This is a genomic window from Mycobacterium scrofulaceum (assembly GCF_001667885.1).
GTDB classification, from domain to species: Bacteria; Actinomycetota; Actinomycetes; order Mycobacteriales; family Mycobacteriaceae; genus Mycobacterium; species Mycobacterium scrofulaceum_C.
Map to the genome: position 1 here is coordinate 40,833 of NZ_LZJW01000084.1, position 18,258 is coordinate 59,090.

Consider the following 18,258-nt stretch of genomic DNA (forward strand, 5'->3'; position numbering starts at 1 on the left):
TCAAGCGGCCCTCGGGACCCTCCCGGGGGCCGCTTGCTTTATCCGGTCGGCCCGGCCGGCGGCTCGAACCGGAGATAGGCCTGGATGGTCGTTCCGCTCGGCGTGGTGTGGGTGCGCACCAAATCCGAAATCGCGTTGACCAGATACAGGCCCCGGCTCGCGGGACCGCATGGCCCAGGGTCCAGGCGGCCCACCAACGGATCCTCGAAACACCCGGTGTCGCGCGCCTCGCAGACCAGATATCCGTCGTCGCGCCAGAAGGCGAGCTGGCAGGCCCCGTCGGTGTACATCAAGCTGTTGCTGGCCAGCTCGGTGGCGACCAGTTGCAGATCTTCGATTGCGTCCTGGGACAAGCCAATCCAGCCCGCGTAGTTGACGGCGAACGACCGCGCGGGGCTGAGGTCCGACGACTTCCGCACCGTGTAGGTGACGGCCCCCGGATTGGCGGGCAGCGGTCGGTTGCACCGCTGCAAGACGGCGTCGGGCGCGTAGTCGGCGCTGCGCTGCAGGGCGCCGCCCCGCCACAACAGCGGGTGCGTCGCCCTGGCGTCCGCGAGCACGTCGTCGTCGAGCCGGCTCCCGTCGTAAAGGCACAGGCCGGTCACCTGGTAACCGTCCATGGCCCCGTTGAGCAGCGCCTCGTGCTCCACGCAGGCGACCAACTCTTCCTCGGTGCGGCCCGGCCACGCGAGTTGACTGACGATCCGCACCCGCCGGTCGGGGTGGTCGTCGACGAAACACCCCTCCATCGCCATGAACCGGCTCGGGTTACGCCCCGCCTCCGTGATGTCGACCAGTTGGAGATCGGCCGGCACCTCGCCCGGGCCGAGCGCGTCGCGCAGCAAGGCCAACTTCTCGGACGGGACCGCGACCAGCACCGCCTCGTCCATCGCCAGGCCATCACCGATGAAGCGGGTCACGAAATCCAGGTACTCCTGGTGGGATTGGTAGATGAGTGCGGAGTGGACGAAACCGAGCCGGCCTACTTCAGTGCCCGTCGTCACTCCAGCACTCCCACTTTCGATCACTGAATGCCAACCCCCTGCTGGACCGGCCGTCTACGTTCTCACTCCCCAATACCCGCAGCGGGCCTTCGCTATACCGCGCTGCAGATCACATCTGAGAACTCAGTATTCGCTAGAGCCACCAGGAGGCGGCGGCGTCCAAATGGCGGCGAACGCGGTAGCGGGCCAGGCTCTCGTCGGCCGCCTCGATCGCGTCGGCAATCCGCAGGTGGGCGTGGTGCACGGCCAGGACGTCGGCCCAGGTCGGCGGCGCCTGCCCGCTGCTCGACCAGTGCCGCCGGAACAGCTCGACGATGATGCGCAGGAACAAATCGAGCAGCGCGTTGCCGGCCAGCTGGGCCAGTCCGACGTGAAAACGGAACTCCTCCACCGCGGCATCCGCCACATCGCCGGGCGCTTCATCGACCTCGGACCGGTGGGCGGCCAGGAACGCCGCCACCTCGGGTTCGCCGCACCGCTTGACCACCTTGGCGACGTTGTCGATTTCGATGGCATCCCGGACGCAACGGAGGTCCTCGCGGCTCGGGTCGCGGTATTGCAGGTACAAGGCGATCGTGTCGATGCTGGCCTGCGCCTGAGGCCTGGCGATGACGAGGCCACCGCCGGGACCGCGGCGCATGTGCGCGATCGAGTGATACTCGAGCAGCCGCACCGCTTCGCGAAACACCGCCCGGCTCACCCGATACCGCTCGAGAAGGGACGCCTCGGTGCCGAAGACGGAACCGACCTGCCAGCCGCTGGCCGCGATGTCGTCACCGATCGTGGCCGCGAGCATCTCCGCCAGCTTGCCGCGGAGCGCCTCGACGTTGAGCGGCCGCGGCCTGCGCCGCCGGCCCGGGGTGCCGGGGTGGTGGTGCTGTAACCAGGCGGTCACCGCCTCGACGTGCCGCTGGCTGAGCGTCTTGGCGCGCGCCGAGTCACCGGCGGTGACGGCCTCGACCAACTCGGAGTGGTCGATGTGCATCCGGTCGACCGCCTCGATGGCCTCGGAGGCCGAGTCGGTCCGCGACTGTAGGGCATACCGGGTGGTGAGCCGCATCAGCACGTTGACAAACAGTTGCAGCACCGGGTTTTTCGATTGCTCGGCCAAGGCGATGTGGAACTCGTCGCGAGGCTTGGGGTGGCCGGGACGCCACTCCTCTTCGCCGCGCAACACCGCCCGCAACCGGGCGATGCCCGCCTCGTCGATCCGTTCGGCGGCCAGCGAAGCCGCCAACGGTTCCAGCACCAGGCGCGCGTTGAGCAGGTCGCTCAGCGTCGTGCCGCGGTGTTCGAGATAGATCACCACGGCGCGGGTGGCGGGCCCGGCGTCGGGCTCGCAGATGATCAGGCCGCCGCCCGGCCCGCGGCGCATTCGGGCGACCTGATGGTGTTCGACGAGCCGGACGGCCTCGCGCAGCACCGAGCGACTCACCCCGAAGCGCTCCTGCAACGCGTGCTCGGAACCCAGCGATTCGCCGATGGCCCAACCGCGGCGAACGATCTCCGCCTCGAGGTCCCGCGCGATTTGGGAAGCCAGTTTGTTCGCCAGGCCGGTGCTCATGTCAGGCCCAACGACGTTTGGGCGCAGGCATTTTCAGCATGTCAGCAACATGCAGCCGGCGACGGGACCGCCCCCGACGGACACCACGCCGACGTCCGGGCGACGCGACACCTGTCGCTCCCCCGCGTCGCCGCGCAGCTGCAGACAACCCTCGTGCAACGCCCAGTAACCGTGCATGCGCCCGGCCGACAGTTGGCCGCCGTAGGTGTTCAGCGGTAGTTCACCGTCGCGGGCGATCCGCGCGCCGCCCTCGACGAACGGGCCGGCCTCGCCGTCGCCGCAAACGCCCAGCGCCTCCAGCCACGCGAGGGTGAGATAGGTGAAGCCGTCGTACAACTCGGCGACCTTCAGGTCGGCCGGCTTGAGGTCCGTGCGCGACCACATCTGCGCCGCCGCGTCCGACATCGCCATCTTCGGGTAATCGTCGCGGTGGAACCAGCCCCCGGCACCGTCGGATCCGCCGACCGCCTCCACCGCCACCGCGCGGTGCGGGCAGTCACGGGCGTAGTCCGCGTGCGAGACCACCACCGCGATCGACCCGTCGATCGGGACGTCGCAGTCCAGCAGCCCAAACGGGGTGGACACCGGCCGCGCGCTCAGGTAGTCGGCCATGGTCATCGGGTCGCGGTACACGGCGCGCGGGTTCAGGGCGGCGTTGCGCCTGCCGTTGAGGGCCACCCAGCCCAGCTGTTGCTTGGTGGTGCCGTACAGCTCCATGTGACGCCGGCAGTTGAGCGCCAGCCAGTTAGCCGCGGAGTAGGCGTTGGCCGCGACCAGGTCGTTGACGTCGTCCATCGCGCCGACGGCGGGCCGCTCCGCACCCTCCGGGGTTTCGAACATCCGGGCCAGTGGCGGCGCGGGAGCGTTCTCCTGCGGCTTCACCGGGACAGTGCCGCCGAGCATTTGGATGGTCCGGTACACCACCACGTGCCGGGCGCGACGCTCGGCGACCGCGCGGCACGCCGACATCACCGGGCTCAGCAGGCCGCCGGTGCCGAAGCCGGACCCGCAGTCGGCCGCCTCGATCCGCAATTGGGCGTTGACCTCCCCGGCGGGGGTGTCGCCCAGCGTCGCGATGCCGTCGATGTCGGAGGCGGCCAACCCGGCGTCCTCGATGGCGGACCGCACCGCTTCCATGGTCAGGTCCAGCCCCGCGATGCCGGTGCGCCGGCCGATCCGCGAAATGCCGATGCCGGACAGGATCGCGTCCTTCTCGAAATGCGTCATCCACACCGCCCGTCAGACCATCGAATCAATTGAGTGTACTGTATTCGTCGTGTCGGACGAGCCGCTGCTCATCGAATACTGCGAGGACTGTGCGCGCTGGGTGCATCCGGCGGCCGGGCAGTGCCGCGCCTGCGGGGGCCAACTGGTGGCGCGGCCGGTGTCCGGGCGTGGCACCGTGTTCACCTACACCGTCAACCACCACCCGTACAACCCGGAGATCCCGGTTCCGTACGTGATCGCGATCGTCGAGCTCGCCGAACAAAAGGGCCTGCGGGTGGCGGCGAATGTCGTTGACTGCGAACCGGATTCGGTGAGGTGTGGCATGCCCGTCACCATCCGGCCGGAACGGGGCAGCGGCGGGGCCCCGCTGTTCGCGCCCGCCTGACCCGGGCCGCTAGTTGATCAGCGGGTCGCGCGGCATGCCGAGGATGCGCTCGGCGATCTGATTGCGGGTGACCTCCGAGGTGCCGCCGGCGATCGCCATGCCGCGCGCCCCCATCGCCAGCCGGCCCACCACCGCGCCGGGCCCGTCCATCAGCGCGACCTCCGGGCCGGCCAGCGCCGCCCAGATCGCGGCGCCGTCGACCATATGCTCGGCCAGCCTCAGCTTGGTGATGTTGCCTTCCGGGCCGGGCCCCGCCCCCTCGACGCTGCGGGCCGCGCGACGCAGGTTCAGCAGCCGCAGCGCGTGGTCGTCGGCGAGGAAGTTTCCGATCCGAACCGGCGCCCCCGCCAAGCGATCCGACTGCTGCGCGAGCTGCACCAGGGTGGGCGCGAGACCCTCGTAGAACGACCCGCTGCCACCGATGCTGACCCGCTCGTTGCCGAGCGTCGCGCGGGCGACCGTCCACCCCGAGTTGGGCGCCCCGACGACGTCCTCGTCGGGGACGAACACGTCGTTGAAGAACACCTCGTTGAATTCGGAACCGCCGGTGATCTGCCGCAGCGGCCGCACCTCGACGCCCGGGCCCTTCATGTCGATGATCACGGTGGTGATGCCGGCGTGCTTGGGGGCGTCGGGGTCGGTGCGCACGGTGGCCAGGCCGCGCGCGCAGTACTGCGCGCCGCTGGTCCAGACCTTCTGCCCGTTGATCTTCCAGCCACCGTCCACGCGGGTGGCGCGGGTCTTGACCGACGCCGCGTCGGAGCCGGCCTCGGGCTCGGAGAACAGCTGGCACCAGATCTCTTCCTGGCGGAGCGCCTTCTCCACGAATCTTTCGATCTGCCAATCGGTTCCGTGCTGAATAAGGGTGAGGATCACCCAGCCGGTGATCGAGTAGTCGGGGCGCTTGATGCCGGCCGCGCGGAACTCCTCCTCGATCACCAGCTGCTCCACCGCGTCGGCGGCGCGGCCCCAGGGTTTGGGCCAGTGCGGCATGACGTAGCCCGTCTCGATCAGCTTGTCGCGCTGCGCCGCCTTGTCCAGGGTGGCGATTTCGGCGGCGTCGGCGTGGATCCGGGTGCGCAACTCCTCGGCCTCGGGCGGCAGGTCCAGGCTGTTCTCCCGTTTGGCGCCAGCCGCGGTGCGCTCGAAGACATCCCGGGCCGGCGCGTCACCACCGAACAGCGCCGCGATCACCAGCGCGCGGCGCAGGTGCAGATGCGCGTCGTGTTCCCAGGTGAATCCGATGCCGCCGTGCACCTGGATGTTCAGCTCGGCGTTGCGCGCGTAGGCGGGGAACGCCAGCGCCGCCGCCACCGCGGCGGCCAGCTGGAACTGGTCCTCGTCCTCCGACGCCGCACGCGACGCGTCCCACACCGCGGCCACGCCCGCTTCGGCGGCCACCAGCATGTTGGCGCAATGATGCTTCACCGCTTGGAAAGTGGCGATGGTGCGCCCGAATTGCTGGCGCACCTTGGCATAGTCCACGGCGGCGTCGACGCAGTCCGCCGCGCCGCCCACCGCCTCGGCGGCCAGCAACGTCCGGGCGCGGGCCAGTGCACCGGCCCGCCCGCCGGTCAGGATGTCGTCGGCGCTGACGCTGACGTTCTCCAGGCGGACGCGCCCGGAGCGCCGGGTCGGGTCGAAGTTGTTCGGCACCTCGACCGATACGCCGGCCCGGCCGCGCTCGAGCAGCAGCACGTCCTCGCCCGCGGCGATCAGCAGCAGCTCGGCCAGTCCGGCACCGAGCACGATCCCGGCGTCCCCGTCGGCGACGCCGTCCTTGAGCCGCACCCCGCCGTTAAGCCCGACCCCCGCGGTGACGGTGCCGTCGATCAATCCGGGCAGCAGCCGCGACTTCTGTTCGGCGCTACCGTCTTTGGCGATCACCGCCGACGAGATCACGGTCGGCACGAACGGCCCCGGCGCCACGGCCCGGCCGAGTTCTTCGACGACCACCACGAGTTCGGGCAGCCCGAATCCGGACCCGCCGTGCTCTTCGTCGACGTGCAGGCCGAGCCAGCCCAGCTCGACGAGGTTCTGCCAGAACGGCGGGCGGGATTCCTCGGCGGCGTCGAGCAGTGACCGCGCCGCCCAACGGGCCTTCTGCGAGGTCAGAAACGCGCGGGCGACCTCGGCGAGTTCGCGGTGGTCGTCGGTCAGTGCGATACCCATGAGGGCCCTCCTCGCTACCGGCTGGGTAGCCTGCCCCGCTTCGAGGGGAAGCGGGGCGGCTGCCTAAAGAGTGTACTTAATGCGAGGAGGGCGCCCCGTGGGGGTGGCTGCTATTTCGGCGCGAACCGCTGGCCGGCGTCCAGCCGAAGGCACTGGCCGTTGAGCATCGGGTTCTCCACGATGGCAGCGGCCAGCTTCGCGTACTCGATCGGCCGGCCGAGACGCTTGGGGAAAGCGGCGTCCTTGGTGAGGGCTGACGCGAACTCGTCCGGAATCCCCTGGGTCAATCCGGTGGCGAACAGGCTGGGTGCGATCGCCAGCACGCGAATGCCCAGCGAGCCCAGGTCGCGGGCCATGGTCAGGCACATGCCGGCGACGCCGGCCTTGGCGGCGGTGTAGGCGACCTGCCCGATCTGGCCCTCGAAGGCCGCGATGGACGCGGTGTTGATGATGACGCCGCGCTCCTCGTCCTCGGGCTCGTTCTTGGCCATGTGCGCGGCCGCGAGCCGGCTGATGTTGAAGGTGGCGATGAGGTTGAGGTCGATCACGGATTGGAAGGACTCGAGGTCGTGGGGGCCGGACTTGGTCATCGTCCGCTTGGCGATGCCGCCGCCCGCGGTGGTGATGACGACGTGCAGGCCGCCCAGTTTGTCGACGGCGGTCTGCAGCGTCTCCTCGGTGCCCTTGAAGTCGGTCACGTCGACCGGATAGAACGCGCCGCCGACGGCTTCGGCGACGGTCTTGCCGTCGGAACCCTCGCGGTCGAGGATGGCGACCTCCGCCCCGCGCTCGGCCAGCAGCTCCGCTGAGGCGCGACCCATTCCCGACGCGCCGCCGATGACGACGACCTTCTTCCCGTTGATCTCCATCCGGACCCTTCCTTTCGGGGTTGTCAGATCCCTAGCAATCTGTAACGTTACGTGGGCACGCTAGCGTGTGCGCCGCCCAGGGTTGACCCCGCCTTGTTCAAGAGCCGTGCCAAGCTGATTTCGTGCTCCTTCTCGACGTGGCGACCACCTCACTTGACGTGGGCGGCACGTCGTCGCGGTTGAGCAAGGTCGCCCACATCGCCGAGCTGTTGCGCCGCGCGGCCGACGAGCCCGACACGGTCGCCATCGTCGTCTCCTGGCTCTCGGGTGAGCTGCGCCAGCGCCAGATCGGGGTGGGCTGGGCCTCGCTGCGGTCGCGGCCGCCACCGGCGTCGCATCCGACGTTGACCGTCACCGGGGTGGACGCCGGCTTCTCGGAGATCGGTGCGGTGTCGGGCAAGGGGTCGCAGGGGCGGCGCGCCGAGCTCATCGCCGGCCTGTTCGCCGCGGCGACCGACGCCGAGCAGACCTTCCTGCTGCGGTTGCTGGGCGGGGAGCTGCGCCAGGGGGCCCTGGCCGGGATCATGGCCGACGCGGTGGCCAAGGCCGCCGGCATTCCCCTCGCGGCGGTACAGCGCGCGGCGATGCTGGGTGGGGATCTGCCCGGTGTCGCGGCCGCCGCCATGGGCGGCGGCGCCCAAGCGCTGGACGCGTTCGCCCTGCGCGTCGGTCGGCCGGTCGGCCCGATGCTGGCGCAGGCCGCGGCCGGGGTGTCCGACGCTCTCGAACGCCACGGTGGCACAACGATTTTCGAGGCAAAGCTGGACGGCGCCCGGGTGCAGATCCACCGGTCCGGCGACGAGGTCACCGTCTACACCCGAAGCCTCGACGACGTCACCGCCCGGCTGCCCGAGGTGGTGGAGGCGACGCTGGCGCTGCCGGTGCGTGACCTCATCGCCGACGGCGAGGCGATCGCGCTGCGGCCCGACAACTCACCACACCGCTTCCAGGTCACCGCGTCGCGGTTCGGCCGATCGGTCGACGTGGCCAAAGCCCGAGCAGTGCAACCACTTTCGGTGTTCTTTTTCGACATCCTGCACCGCGACGGCGCCGACCTGCTCGACGCACCGACCGCCGAGCGGCTGGCCGCCCTGGACGCTCTGGTGCCGGCCACGCAGCGGGTCGACCGGCTCGTCACCGCCGACGCCGCCGAGGCGGCCCGATTCCTGGAGGCGACGCTCGCCGCCGGCCACGAGGGCGTCATGGCCAAGGCGCCGCAGACCCCGTACCAGGCGGGCCGCCGCGGCGCGGGCTGGCTCAAGGTCAAGCCGGTGCACACGCTCGATCTGGTGGTGCTGGCGGTGGAGTGGGGATCGGGGCGCCGACGCGGCAAGCTGTCCAACATCCACCTGGGGGCGCGCGACCCCGACACGGGCGAATTCGTCATGGTGGGAAAGACTTTCAAGGGCATGACCGACGCGATGCTGGACTGGCAGACCGCCCGGTTCAGCGAACTCGCCGTCGGCGGGACCGACGGTCACGTCGTGCGACTGCGACCCGAGCAGGTGGTCGAGGTGGCCTTGGACGGCGTCCAGAAATCCTCGCGCTACCCCGGCGGTGTGGCGCTGCGGTTCGCCCGCGTGCTGCGCTACCGGGACGACAAAAGCCCGTCCGAGGCCGACACGATCGAGACGGTGCGGGCGCTGTACTGACAAACCGAGCGCTGGTCGTTTCGCGCGCGTAGGGTTTCGGCCGTGGCCGTGAAAGCGCACGACAAAGACGTCAGCTACATCCACACCGACGACCAGCTGCCGCCCGTCGCGATCGTCGACCGCTCCCCCATCACCGTCCGGCACAAGGTCGTGTTCGCGGCCGTCGCCGTCCTCGGTGCCGTCGCGTGGGCGATCATCGCGTTCGCGCGCGGCGAGACGGTGAACGCGGTCTGGTTCGTGGTCGCGGCGATCTGCACCTACATCCTCGGGTTCCGGTTCTATGCCCGGCTGATCGAGATGAAAATCGTTTGCCCGCGCGACGATCACGCGACCCCGGCCGAAATCCTCGACGACGGCTCCGACTACGTGCCGACCGACCGGCGGGTGCTGTTCGGCCATCACTTCGCCGCGATCGCCGGGGCCGGTCCCCTCGTCGGCCCCGTGCTGGCCACCCAGATGGGTTACCTGCCGTGCAGCATCTGGATCATCCTCGGTGCGGTGTTCGCCGGCGCGGTGCAGGACTACCTGGTGCTGTGGATCTCCACCCGGCGCAGGGGCCGGTCGCTGGGCCAGATGGCGCGCGACGAACTCGGCGTCACCGGCGGTGCCGCCGCCATGGTCGGCGTCCTCGTCATCATGGTGATCATCATCGCGGTGCTGGCGCTGGTGGTGGTGCGCGGACTCGCCCAGAGCCCGTGGGGCGTGTTCTCGATCGCGATGACCATCCCCATCGCCCTGTTCATGGGGTGCTACCTGCGGTTCCTGCGACCCGGGCGGGTCGCCGAGGTCTCACTGATCGGGTTCGCGCTGCTGATGCTCGCCGTGGTCTCCGGCAACTGGGTTGCCGAAACCTCCTGGGGCGCATCGTGGTTGAACCTGTCACCGGTGACTGTGTCCTGGCTGATCGTCAGCTACGGCTTCGTGGCGTCGGTGCTGCCGGTGTGGCTGCTGCTGGCGCCGCGCGATTACCTCTCGACGTTCATGAAGGTCGGTGCGATCGCCCTGCTGGCGCTCGGCATCTTCATCGCACACCCGGTTATGCAGGCGCCCGCTGTCTCGGGGTTCGCCGCCCGCGGCGACGGGCCGGTGTTTCCCGGATCGCTGTTCCCGTTCCTGTTCATCACCATCGCGTGCGGCGCGCTGTCCGGCTTCCACGCGCTGATCTCCTCCGGCACGACGCCCAAGCTGCTGGAGAAGGAAAGCCAGATGCGCTTCATCGGCTACGGCGGCATGCTCACCGAATCGTTCGTCGCGGTGATGGCGTTGGTCAGCGCGTCGATCCTGAACCAGCACCTGTACTTCGCGCTCAACGCCCCGGCCGCGCAGACCGGCGGCACCGCGGCCACCGCCGCGCATTACGTCAACGGCCTCGGCCTGTCGGGGACCCCGACGACCGCTGACCAACTGACCCAGGCCGCGGCGAGCGTGGGCGAGAAGTCGATCGTGTCGCGCACCGGCGGAGCCCCGACGCTTGCGGTCGGCATGTCGGAGGTGCTCAACCGCGTCTTCGGCGGAGCGGCCCTCAAGGCCTTCTGGTATCACTTCGCGATCATGTTCGAGGCGCTGTTCATCCTGACCGCCGTCGACGCCGGCACCCGCGTCGCGCGTTTCATGCTGTCGGACACCCTGGGAAATTTGGGCGGACCGCTGGCCAAGCTGCGCAACCCGAGCTGGCGCCCGGGTGTCTGGGCGTGCAGCCTGGCCGTGGCCGCCGGCTGGGGCGGCATCCTGCTGATGGGCGTCACCGATCCGCTCGGCGGCATCAATACGCTCTTCCCGCTGTTCGGCATCGCCAACCAGCTGCTCGCGGCGATCGCGCTGACCGTCATCACCGTCGTCGTCATCAAGAAGGGGCTCCTGCGGTGGGCCTGGATTCCGGGGCTGCCCCTGGTGTGGGATCTGGCCGTCACGCTGACCGCCTCGTGGCAGAAGATCTTCTCGGGCGACCCGAACGTCGGCTACTGGACGCAGCACTTCCAGTACCTCGCGGCGCGCAACGCGGGCCGCACGTCGTTCGGTTCGGCCAAGAACCCGCATCAGCTCGACGACGTCATCAGGAACACCTTCATCCAGGGCACCCTGTCCATCTTGTTCGCGCTGGTCGTCGTCATCGTGGTGATCATCGGCGTGATCGTGGCGCTGGGCGCGATTCGGGGTCCGGGCCGGCCGCTCACCGAGGAGGCCCCGGTCCCGTCCAGGCGGTTCGCGCCGTCGGGCCTGATCGCCACCGCCGCCGAGCGCGAGGTGCGGAAGAGTTGGGACGCGCTGCCGGCATCGACGCCGAGCGGCGTTGCCGCCCGCAAGCATTGACCGCCTGACGGCTCATACCTGCGTCACCGGGCTTCGCGAAAGCAGGTAGCGCACTACGCATGTCAGGGCGTGACCCCGGCCGTACCGTGACCGTATGGGGAAGAAATACCTGGTCGACGGGCCGGCGGTACGGAAGGCATTCCCATGATCGTTCCATCAACGGGACTCCCCACCACCCCAACCGTCGATGCGACCGCGGTTCAACCGTCCACGGCGGCGCGCGAGCCTGCGGTGTCATCGACCGACGTCCTGATCACCCCCCAGCAAGTGCTGTTCGGCAGTGCGGCCGCACTGGCCGCCCGCCGGGACGGCATCGGCGCCCGGCTCGTCGCGACGGCGCGCCGCGTATTCGCTCCCCCGCCGCACGCCCCGGATCGACGGCCCCGGCACTACCCGCGGCAGCACGGATTTCTCGACGATGCCCTGATGGCTCGCGAAATGGGAAGACTATGAACGGCCTCGCCCTCGGGGCCGGTGCTGCGCTGATGATGCTCATCGCGACGGGCACCTACAACCTGCAGTGGTGGCTCGAGCGCTGCGACTACGAACGCCATTTCGAGGACTGAACCATCAGCGGCACGCCGCGACAAATGGTTGCCCCAAAGGCCCCGGCGCGGTCCTAAAATTGCGCGATGAGAGTCGGCATCGACTTTGGCACCACACACACCGTCGTTGCGGCCGTCGACCGAGGCAACTATCCCGTCATCTCGTTTGACGGCCTCGACGCGTGGCCGTCGATCGTCGCGGCCAACGCCGCCGGGGACCTGCGATTCGGCGCGGACGCCGGCGCGGTACGGCACGACCCGGGCTGGTCGGTGCTGCGATCGTTCAAACGCCTGCTCAACGAGGCCGGACCGCAGACCGAGGTGAGCCTGGCCGGCCGCAGCCATCGCCTGGCCGATTTGCTCACCGGATTTCTGGCCCAGCTGAAGAGCGACCTGCTGCGCCGCTCCAACGCCAGCCTCACCGCGGGGGAAACCATCGAGGCCGCGATCAGCGTGCCGGCCAACGCGTCGAGCGCCCAACGCCTTTTGACGCTGGACGCGTTCGTGGCGGCGGGCTTCCACGTCGTCGCGCTGCTCAACGAGCCGTCGGCCGCCAGCCTGGAATACGCGCACCGCTACCGCTCCACCATCACCGCCAAGCGGGAGTACGTCCTCATCTACGACTTGGGCGGGGGCACCTTCGACGCCTCGTTGCTCAAGATGACCGGGCACGCGAACGAGGTCGTCATCAGTGAGGGCATCCAGCGCCTCGGCGGCGACGACTTCGACGACGCGATCGTCGAACTCGTCCTTCAACGGTCGCAACTGTCGGGCGTCGACGCGGCGGCCCGCGACCTGCTGCGGGAGGAGTGCGCCGCCCGCAAGGAAGGCGTGGGGCCGCAGACGCGCCGCTTCCTGGTCGACCTCACCGGCGTCGACGGGGCGGACCGGCCGCCGTTCTCCTGCGCCGTCGACGACGTCTATTCGGTGTGCGCGCCGCTCGTCGAGAAGACGATGAAGTTGCTCGACCGCGTGCTGCGCAATCCGGCCGACGGCGGCAAGGACGTGACGTGGTCGGAGGTCGCCGGCATCTACGTAGTGGGCGGCGCCGGGAGCTTCCCCCTGGTTTCGCGGATGCTGCGCACCACCTTCGGCGACAAGCGGGTCAAACGCTCGCCGCACCCGTTCGCGGCCACCGCGATCGGCCTGGCGGTCTTCCTCGACAAGGAGTCCGATTTCGCGCTCTCCGAACGCTTTTCGCGCAACTTCGGCGTCTTCCGCGAGGCCGAGGCCGGCGCCGGGGTGGTCTTCGACCCGATCGTGTGCAAGGACGTCTCCCTGCCCGCCGACGGTCACACCCCGCTGGTGGTGAAGCGGTCCTATCGCGCGGCGCACAACATCGGGCACTTCCGGTTCGTCGAATGCAGCCGTCTGGTCAACGGCCGGCCCGACGGCGACATCACGCCCTACGATCCGGTGCTCTTCCCCTTCGACCCGGCGCTGCGTGATCGCGACGACCTCGGGCGTCAGCCGGTCGGCCGATGGCGGGACGGCCCCGACGTCGAGGAGCGCTACGTCATCGCCCCCAGCGGCGCGGTGGAAGTCACCCTGACCACGCAGCCGGCCGGATTCGAGCGCACCTTCCGCCTGGAGCGCCGCGCCCCGGCGAGCGCGTGACGCGCCGATGGAGCTATATGACGTCATGCGAACGACGTTCGCGGCGCGCGAATTCACCGACGACCCAGTGCCCGACGAGGTGCTGGCGCGGATTTTCGACAACGCCCGGTTCGCCCCGAGCGGGGGCAACCGGCAGGGCGCCCACATCACGGTGGTGCGCGACCCGCAGGCCCGGAGCCGGCTCGCCGAGCTGGGCACGGGCGCGGCCCGCCGCTACTTCGCCCAGCTGCAGGCCGGTGAAAACCCTTGGAACCCCATTCATCCCAGCCAGGTGCCGCGGGACGTCATCGACCGGACCGACATTCCCGACACCTTCGTCGCGCCGATCGCGAACGCGCCTGTCGTCCTTGTCGTTTCGGTCGACCTGACCGTCGTCGCCTCGGTCGATCAAGACCTGGACCGCGTCGGGCTGGCCGGCGGCGCGTCGGTGTACCCGCTGATCTGGAACATCCTGCTGGCCGCCCGCGCCGAGGGGTACGGCGGCACCATCACCACCATGGCCATCGCGGCCGAGGACCAGGTCCGCGAATTGTTGGGCATTCCCGATCTGCACGCGGTTGCCGCGGTCGTGCCCCTCGGCAAGCCGGTGCGCCAGCTGACGAAGCTGCGCCGCCGGCCGGTATCGGATTTCATCACCCGTGACCGCTTCGACGGTCCGGCATTCGAAGGCTGAGGATTTCCATGACCACCTGGCTGATCACCGGATGCTCCACCGGGCTCGGACGCGCGCTCGCCGAAGCGGTCGTCGGCGCCGGCCACGACGTCGTGGTCACCGCGCGCGACGTCGCCAAGGTCGCCGACCTGGCGGCGGCCGCACCGGACCGGGTGCTCGCCGCCGCCCTCGATGTGACCGACCCGGCGCAGGTCGCCGCGGCCGTGCAGGCCGCCCACGACCGGTTCGGCCGCGTCGACGTGCTGGTCAACAACGCCGGCTACGGCTACCGCGCCGCGGTCGAGGAGGGCGACGACGCCGCGGTACGGACCCTGTTCGACACGCACTTCTTCGGCACCGTCGCCATGATCAAGGCCGTCCTGCCCGGCATGCGGGCACGCCGCGGCGGCGCGATCGTGAACATCTCCTCGATCGGCGCGACGGTGACCCCGGTGGGCTCGGGCTATTACGCGGCGGCCAAGGCGGCCATCGAGGGAATGAGCGGCGCGCTGCGCGGTGAGCTTGCCCCGCTGGGCATTTCGGTGACCATCGTCGAGCCGGGGGCGTTTCGCACCGACTTCGCCGGTCGCTCGCTGGTCCAGTCGGACACCGTGATCGACGACTACGCCGCGACGGCCGGGCAGCGGCGCAAGGAGAACGACACCATGCACGGCAACCAGGCCCGGCGACCCCGCCAAGGCGGCCACCGCGATCATCGCGGCGGTCGAGTCGAGCGACCCCCCGGGATTCCTGTTGCTTGGCCCCGACGCGCTGGCCATCTACCGCCACGTGGCCGACGCGCGGGCGGCCGAGATCGAGGAGTGGGAAAACCTGACGAGCGGCACCAACTTCTTGCCGTAACCGCCCTCCGGTTCAGAACCGAATCAGACCGCGGAGATTCACCCCGGCGCGCATGTCGTCGTAGCCCTGATTGATCTCGTCGAGCGTGTACTCGCGGGTGACGAGCTCGTCGAGCTTCAGCCGCCCGGCGTGATACATCTCAAGCATCCGGGGGATGTCGTGGCGGGGATTCGACGAACCGAAAACCGAACCGCGCAACTGCTTTTCGTACATGATCAAGTCGAACAGCGACATGTCGACGCAAGCGTCCGTCGGGTGCGGGATCGCGGTCATCACCACCCTACCGCGCTTGCCGACCAGGCTCAGCGCCTGCGCCACATAGCTTCCCTCGGCCGTGTCCGTGCTGACCACGCAGACATCGGCCATCTGGCCGCGCGTCAGGTCGGTGATCAGGGACTGGGCCTCCTCGACCGTCGCCGCGGTATGGGTGGCCCCGAACTCCGGCGCACGCCGGCGTTTGTATTCCACCGGGTCGAGCGCGACGATCACGCGTGCGCCCGCGATCCGCGCGCCCTGCACCGCGTTCATCCCGATCCCGCCCACGCCCATGACCACCACGGTGTCACCGTCGCGGGCCGCTCCGGTGCGCACCATGCTGCCGTAGCCGGTGGTGACTCCGCAGCCGACCAGTGCGGCGGTGTCCAGCGCCGTGGACGGATCGACCTTGATCACCGAGGCCATCGGCACCACGGTGTACTCGGAGAACGTCCCAAGGACGCACATTTGGCCCAGCGCTTGGCCTTTCGCGTGGAAGCGGAAGGTGCCATCGAGTTGCGGTCCGGCGATGATGGCCGCACCGAGGACGCACAGGTTGCTCATCCCGCGCGCACAGGGATCGCAGTGGCCGCAGGCCGGAATGAAACTCAGCACGACCTTGTCGCCCTCGGCAACTTCGGTCACGCCCGGGCCGACGTCGACGACGACACCGGCGCCCTCGTGGCCGCCGACCACCGGTAGCTGCATCGGCATGTCACCGGTGATCAGGTGGTCGTCGGAGTGGCACAGCCCGGCGGCGGCCACCTTGACCAGAACCTCGTTCTCCCGCGGCCCGTCCAGGTCGACCTCTTCGACTGCCCATTTCTGGTGCAGCCCCCACACCACCGCCGCCTTCGTTTTCATCGAAACCTCCTTGAAGTCAGCGCTTCTCGGGTGTCCGGGTCGCCGGCGGGCTGTTCACGCCATTGCTGGAGTTGGCAAGAGCATAGTTGGGCTCGGGCACCGAGATGCCCGGAATGCGCGGGGAGGCCTCGGTCAGCTAGGCGGTGAGCTTGGTGCGCGACCGCCGACGTCCCGCACCCGCCGGAGGTGGCGTGGCCGGGCCGGCTCGTCGAGGGCCTTTCAGCCCTACTTTGCGCGGCGGCGTACGACGTAGCATCTGCTCATTCTGGACCCCCCAGTATCCCTTCCTGAACCGAGAACGCGATCATGACCACCACGCAAACCGAGACCTCCATCGCAACGCCCGACGTGGTCGACCAGCGCAGACACGAGGTCGACGCGATCGTCGATGCGGCGGCCGCGGCGGCCCGGGAATTCCGCAACCTCGACCAGCGGCAGGTCGATGCCATCGTCGAGGCGATGGTCCGCGCGGGGGTGCGCGCCGCGGGGGAGCTGGCTAGCGTCGCGATCGAGGAGACGGGTTTCGGCGTCTTCGAGGACAAAGTCGTCAAGAACTATGTGGCCACCGAGTTCCTGCACGACTATCTGCGGGGCAAGAAGTCGGTGGGGGTCATCGACGAGGACGTCGAGCACAACATCGCCTACGTGGCCGAGCCGATCGGGGTGGTGCTGGCCATCACGCCGGTGACCAACCCGACGTCGACCGTGCTGTTCAAGGCGATTGTCGCCGCCAAGACCCGCAACGCGGTGCTCTTCAGGCCGTCACCGTATGCGGTCCGCTGTTGCGAGCGCAGCGTGGAGATCCTCCGCACCGCGGCCGAAGCGGCCGGGCTGCCGCCGGGGGCGCTACAGGTGATCCCCGATGCCGCACACGAGGTCACCCATTACCTGTTCAAACATCCGCGCGTCGATTTCATCTGGGTGACCGGTGGACCGAAGATCGTGGCGCTGGCGAATTCGGCCGGAAAGCCCGGGCTGAGCGTCGGTCCCGGCAACGCGCCCATCTACATCCACAAGACGGCGGACATCAAGGGCGCCGTCGTCGACATCCTGATATCGAAAACCTTTGACTCTTCGGTCATCTGCCCGGCCGAGCAAACCTGCATCATCGACGACGAGGTCTACGACGAGATGATGGCCGAGTTCGAGCGGATGGGCGCCCAGTTGCTCACCCCCGACGAGGCAAACGCTCTGGCGGACTTTGCGTTTGGCTGCGGCGACAAGGTGTCGCTCGATGCCATCGGGCAGAAGGCGTCGGAGCTGGCCGAGCGGGCGGGCTTCAGCGTGTCACCGACCGTCAAGGTACTGCTGGCGCAACTGCCCGCCGACTTGGACGACCTGGCCGCGCATCCGCTGTTGCAGGAGAAGCTGATGCCGGTGCTCGGGGTGGTGCGGGCCGGCAGCGTCCAGCACGCCATCGACGTCGCCGTCCTGGTCACCGAGCACGGCGGCCTGGGCCACACCTCGGCCATCTACGCCAACGACGAGGACGTCATCGACGCGTACGGCCTCGCGGTCCGCACCGGCCGCATTCTGGTCAACGCCCCTACCGCGGTCGGAGCCCTCGGCGGGGTGTACAACAACCTGACCCCCACCTTCTCGCTGGGGTGCGGCACGTGGGGCGGATCCAGCACGACGGAGAACGTCAACTACCGGCAGCTGCTGAACATCAAGACGGTCTCGCGGCGGCGCACCCCGCCCCAGTGGTTCCGCGTCCCGTCCAACACCTACTTCAACGAAGGCGCACTGGACAACCTGCGCGAGCTCGACGGCGAAACGATCGTCATCATCACCGATGCCCTCACCGAAGAGCGCGGCGTGGTCGACCAGCTGCGCGGCAAGTTGCGCGCCGAACACGTGCAGGTCTTCAGCGAGGTGACGCCGGAGCCCGACGAGACGACCATTCGCCGCGGTGTCGCGCTGCTCGAGCGGGCCCAACCCGATCTGTTGATCGCCGTGGGCGGCGGTTCGGTGCTCGACGCCGGCAAGGCGATCCGGCTGTTCTACGAGCACCCGGAGAAGGACCTCGAGGAGTTGACGATGCCGTTCCTCGATCCCCGCAAGCGCGTGGCCGACTATCCGGTCGACCGGCATCGCGTCCAATTGGTCGCGGTTCCAACCACGTCGGGCACCAGGCTGTAATCGACCAGCGTCTCCTTCTTACCGCCCACCGTCAGAACCGCCGCCGGGGAGACTTCCGAACCGGTGCCCGACGTGGTTGGAACCGCGACCAATTGGACGCGATGCCGGTCGACCGGATAGTCTGCCACGCGCTTGCGGG

Annotated in this window: 13 protein-coding genes and 2 pseudogenes; 8 read left to right on the plus strand and 7 right to left on the minus strand. The window is 69.3% G+C overall.

Translation table 11 applies throughout. The features are described from left to right. Nucleotides 1–38 precede the first annotated feature (38 nt). From A5681_RS12785 to A5681_RS12795, 3 genes are all read right to left on the minus strand, one after another. A complete protein-coding gene (locus A5681_RS12785; protein ID WP_067274724.1) occupies nt 39–1,028 on the minus strand; it encodes a sensor histidine kinase in 990 nt (329 codons plus the stop codon). Nucleotides 1,029–1,137: 109 nt separating this feature from the next. Further along, entirely contained in the window at nt 1,138–2,568 is a 1,431-nt protein-coding gene (locus A5681_RS12790; RefSeq protein ID WP_067274727.1) for a FadR/GntR family transcriptional regulator, read from the minus strand. Between the two features lie 33 nt (nt 2,569–2,601). Continuing rightward, a complete protein-coding gene (locus A5681_RS12795; protein ID WP_067274730.1) occupies nt 2,602–3,795 on the minus strand; it encodes a thiolase family protein in 1,194 nt (397 codons plus the stop codon). Between the two features lie 49 nt (nt 3,796–3,844). Between A5681_RS12795 and A5681_RS12800 the strand changes: the two genes are divergently transcribed. Continuing rightward, on the plus strand, nt 3,845–4,180 hold the full coding sequence (locus tag A5681_RS12800) for a Zn-ribbon domain-containing OB-fold protein (RefSeq protein WP_067274733.1): 336 nt from the start codon (nt 3,845–3,847) through the stop codon (nt 4,178–4,180). Nucleotides 4,181–4,189: 9 nt separating this feature from the next. On the opposite strand, the gene A5681_RS12805 is transcribed toward A5681_RS12800, so the two are convergent. Next, nucleotides 4,190–6,352 (minus strand): acyl-CoA dehydrogenase, encoded by a 2,163-nt coding sequence (locus tag A5681_RS12805; protein ID WP_067274736.1) that lies wholly within the window; start codon nt 6,350–6,352, stop codon nt 4,190–4,192. A gap of 110 nt (nt 6,353–6,462) precedes the next feature. Continuing rightward, nucleotides 6,463–7,221, minus strand: a complete 759-nt coding sequence (locus A5681_RS12810) for an SDR family NAD(P)-dependent oxidoreductase (RefSeq protein ID WP_067274739.1) — start codon at nt 7,219–7,221, stop codon at nt 6,463–6,465. A 122-nt stretch (nt 7,222–7,343) separates the two neighbouring features. Here A5681_RS12810 and A5681_RS12815 point away from each other — a divergent pair, with 122 nt between their 5' ends. From A5681_RS12815 to A5681_RS12840, 6 genes and pseudogenes are all read left to right on the plus strand, one after another. Further along, complete coding sequence (locus tag A5681_RS12815) at nt 7,344–8,873, plus strand: ATP-dependent DNA ligase (RefSeq protein WP_067274743.1); 1,530 nt, start codon at nt 7,344–7,346, stop codon at nt 8,871–8,873. 42 nt (nt 8,874–8,915) lie between these two features. Further along, nucleotides 8,916–11,183: a carbon starvation CstA family protein gene (locus A5681_RS12820; protein WP_067274746.1), complete on the plus strand. Its 2,268-nt coding sequence runs from the start codon at nt 8,916–8,918 to the stop codon at nt 11,181–11,183. 144 nt (nt 11,184–11,327) lie between these two features. Beyond that, a complete protein-coding gene (locus tag A5681_RS12825) occupies nt 11,328–11,636 on the plus strand; it encodes a hypothetical protein (protein ID WP_067274749.1) in 309 nt (102 codons plus the stop codon). A gap of 179 nt (nt 11,637–11,815) precedes the next feature. Continuing rightward, on the plus strand, nt 11,816–13,345 hold the full coding sequence (locus tag A5681_RS12830; RefSeq protein WP_067274751.1) for an Hsp70 family protein: 1,530 nt from the start codon (nt 11,816–11,818) through the stop codon (nt 13,343–13,345). Nucleotides 13,346–13,352: 7 nt separating this feature from the next. After that, a complete protein-coding gene (locus tag A5681_RS12835) occupies nt 13,353–14,018 on the plus strand; it encodes a nitroreductase family protein (RefSeq protein ID WP_067274754.1) in 666 nt (221 codons plus the stop codon). A gap of 8 nt (nt 14,019–14,026) precedes the next feature. Beyond that, nucleotides 14,027–14,858: pseudogene (locus A5681_RS12840) on the plus strand (oxidoreductase). A 12-nt stretch (nt 14,859–14,870) separates the two neighbouring features. Here A5681_RS12840 and A5681_RS12845 read toward each other — a convergent pair. Continuing rightward, entirely contained in the window at nt 14,871–15,977 is a 1,107-nt protein-coding gene (locus A5681_RS12845; protein ID WP_067274757.1) for an NDMA-dependent alcohol dehydrogenase, read from the minus strand. Nucleotides 15,978–16,283: 306 nt separating this feature from the next. Between A5681_RS12845 and A5681_RS12850 the strand changes: the two are divergent. Beyond that, nucleotides 16,284–18,110, plus strand: a pseudogene (locus A5681_RS12850) (aldehyde dehydrogenase family protein); the annotation flags it as partial. On the opposite strand, the gene A5681_RS26530 reads toward A5681_RS12850, so the two are convergent. Beyond that, nucleotides 18,053–18,247 carry an iron-containing alcohol dehydrogenase gene (locus tag A5681_RS26530; RefSeq protein ID WP_419866322.1) on the minus strand — a complete coding sequence of 65 codons (195 nt, stop codon included), beginning with the start codon at nt 18,245–18,247 and terminating at the stop codon, nt 18,053–18,055. The pseudogene A5681_RS12850 and the gene A5681_RS26530 overlap by 58 nt on opposite strands. Nucleotides 18,248–18,258: the final 11 nt, after the last annotated feature.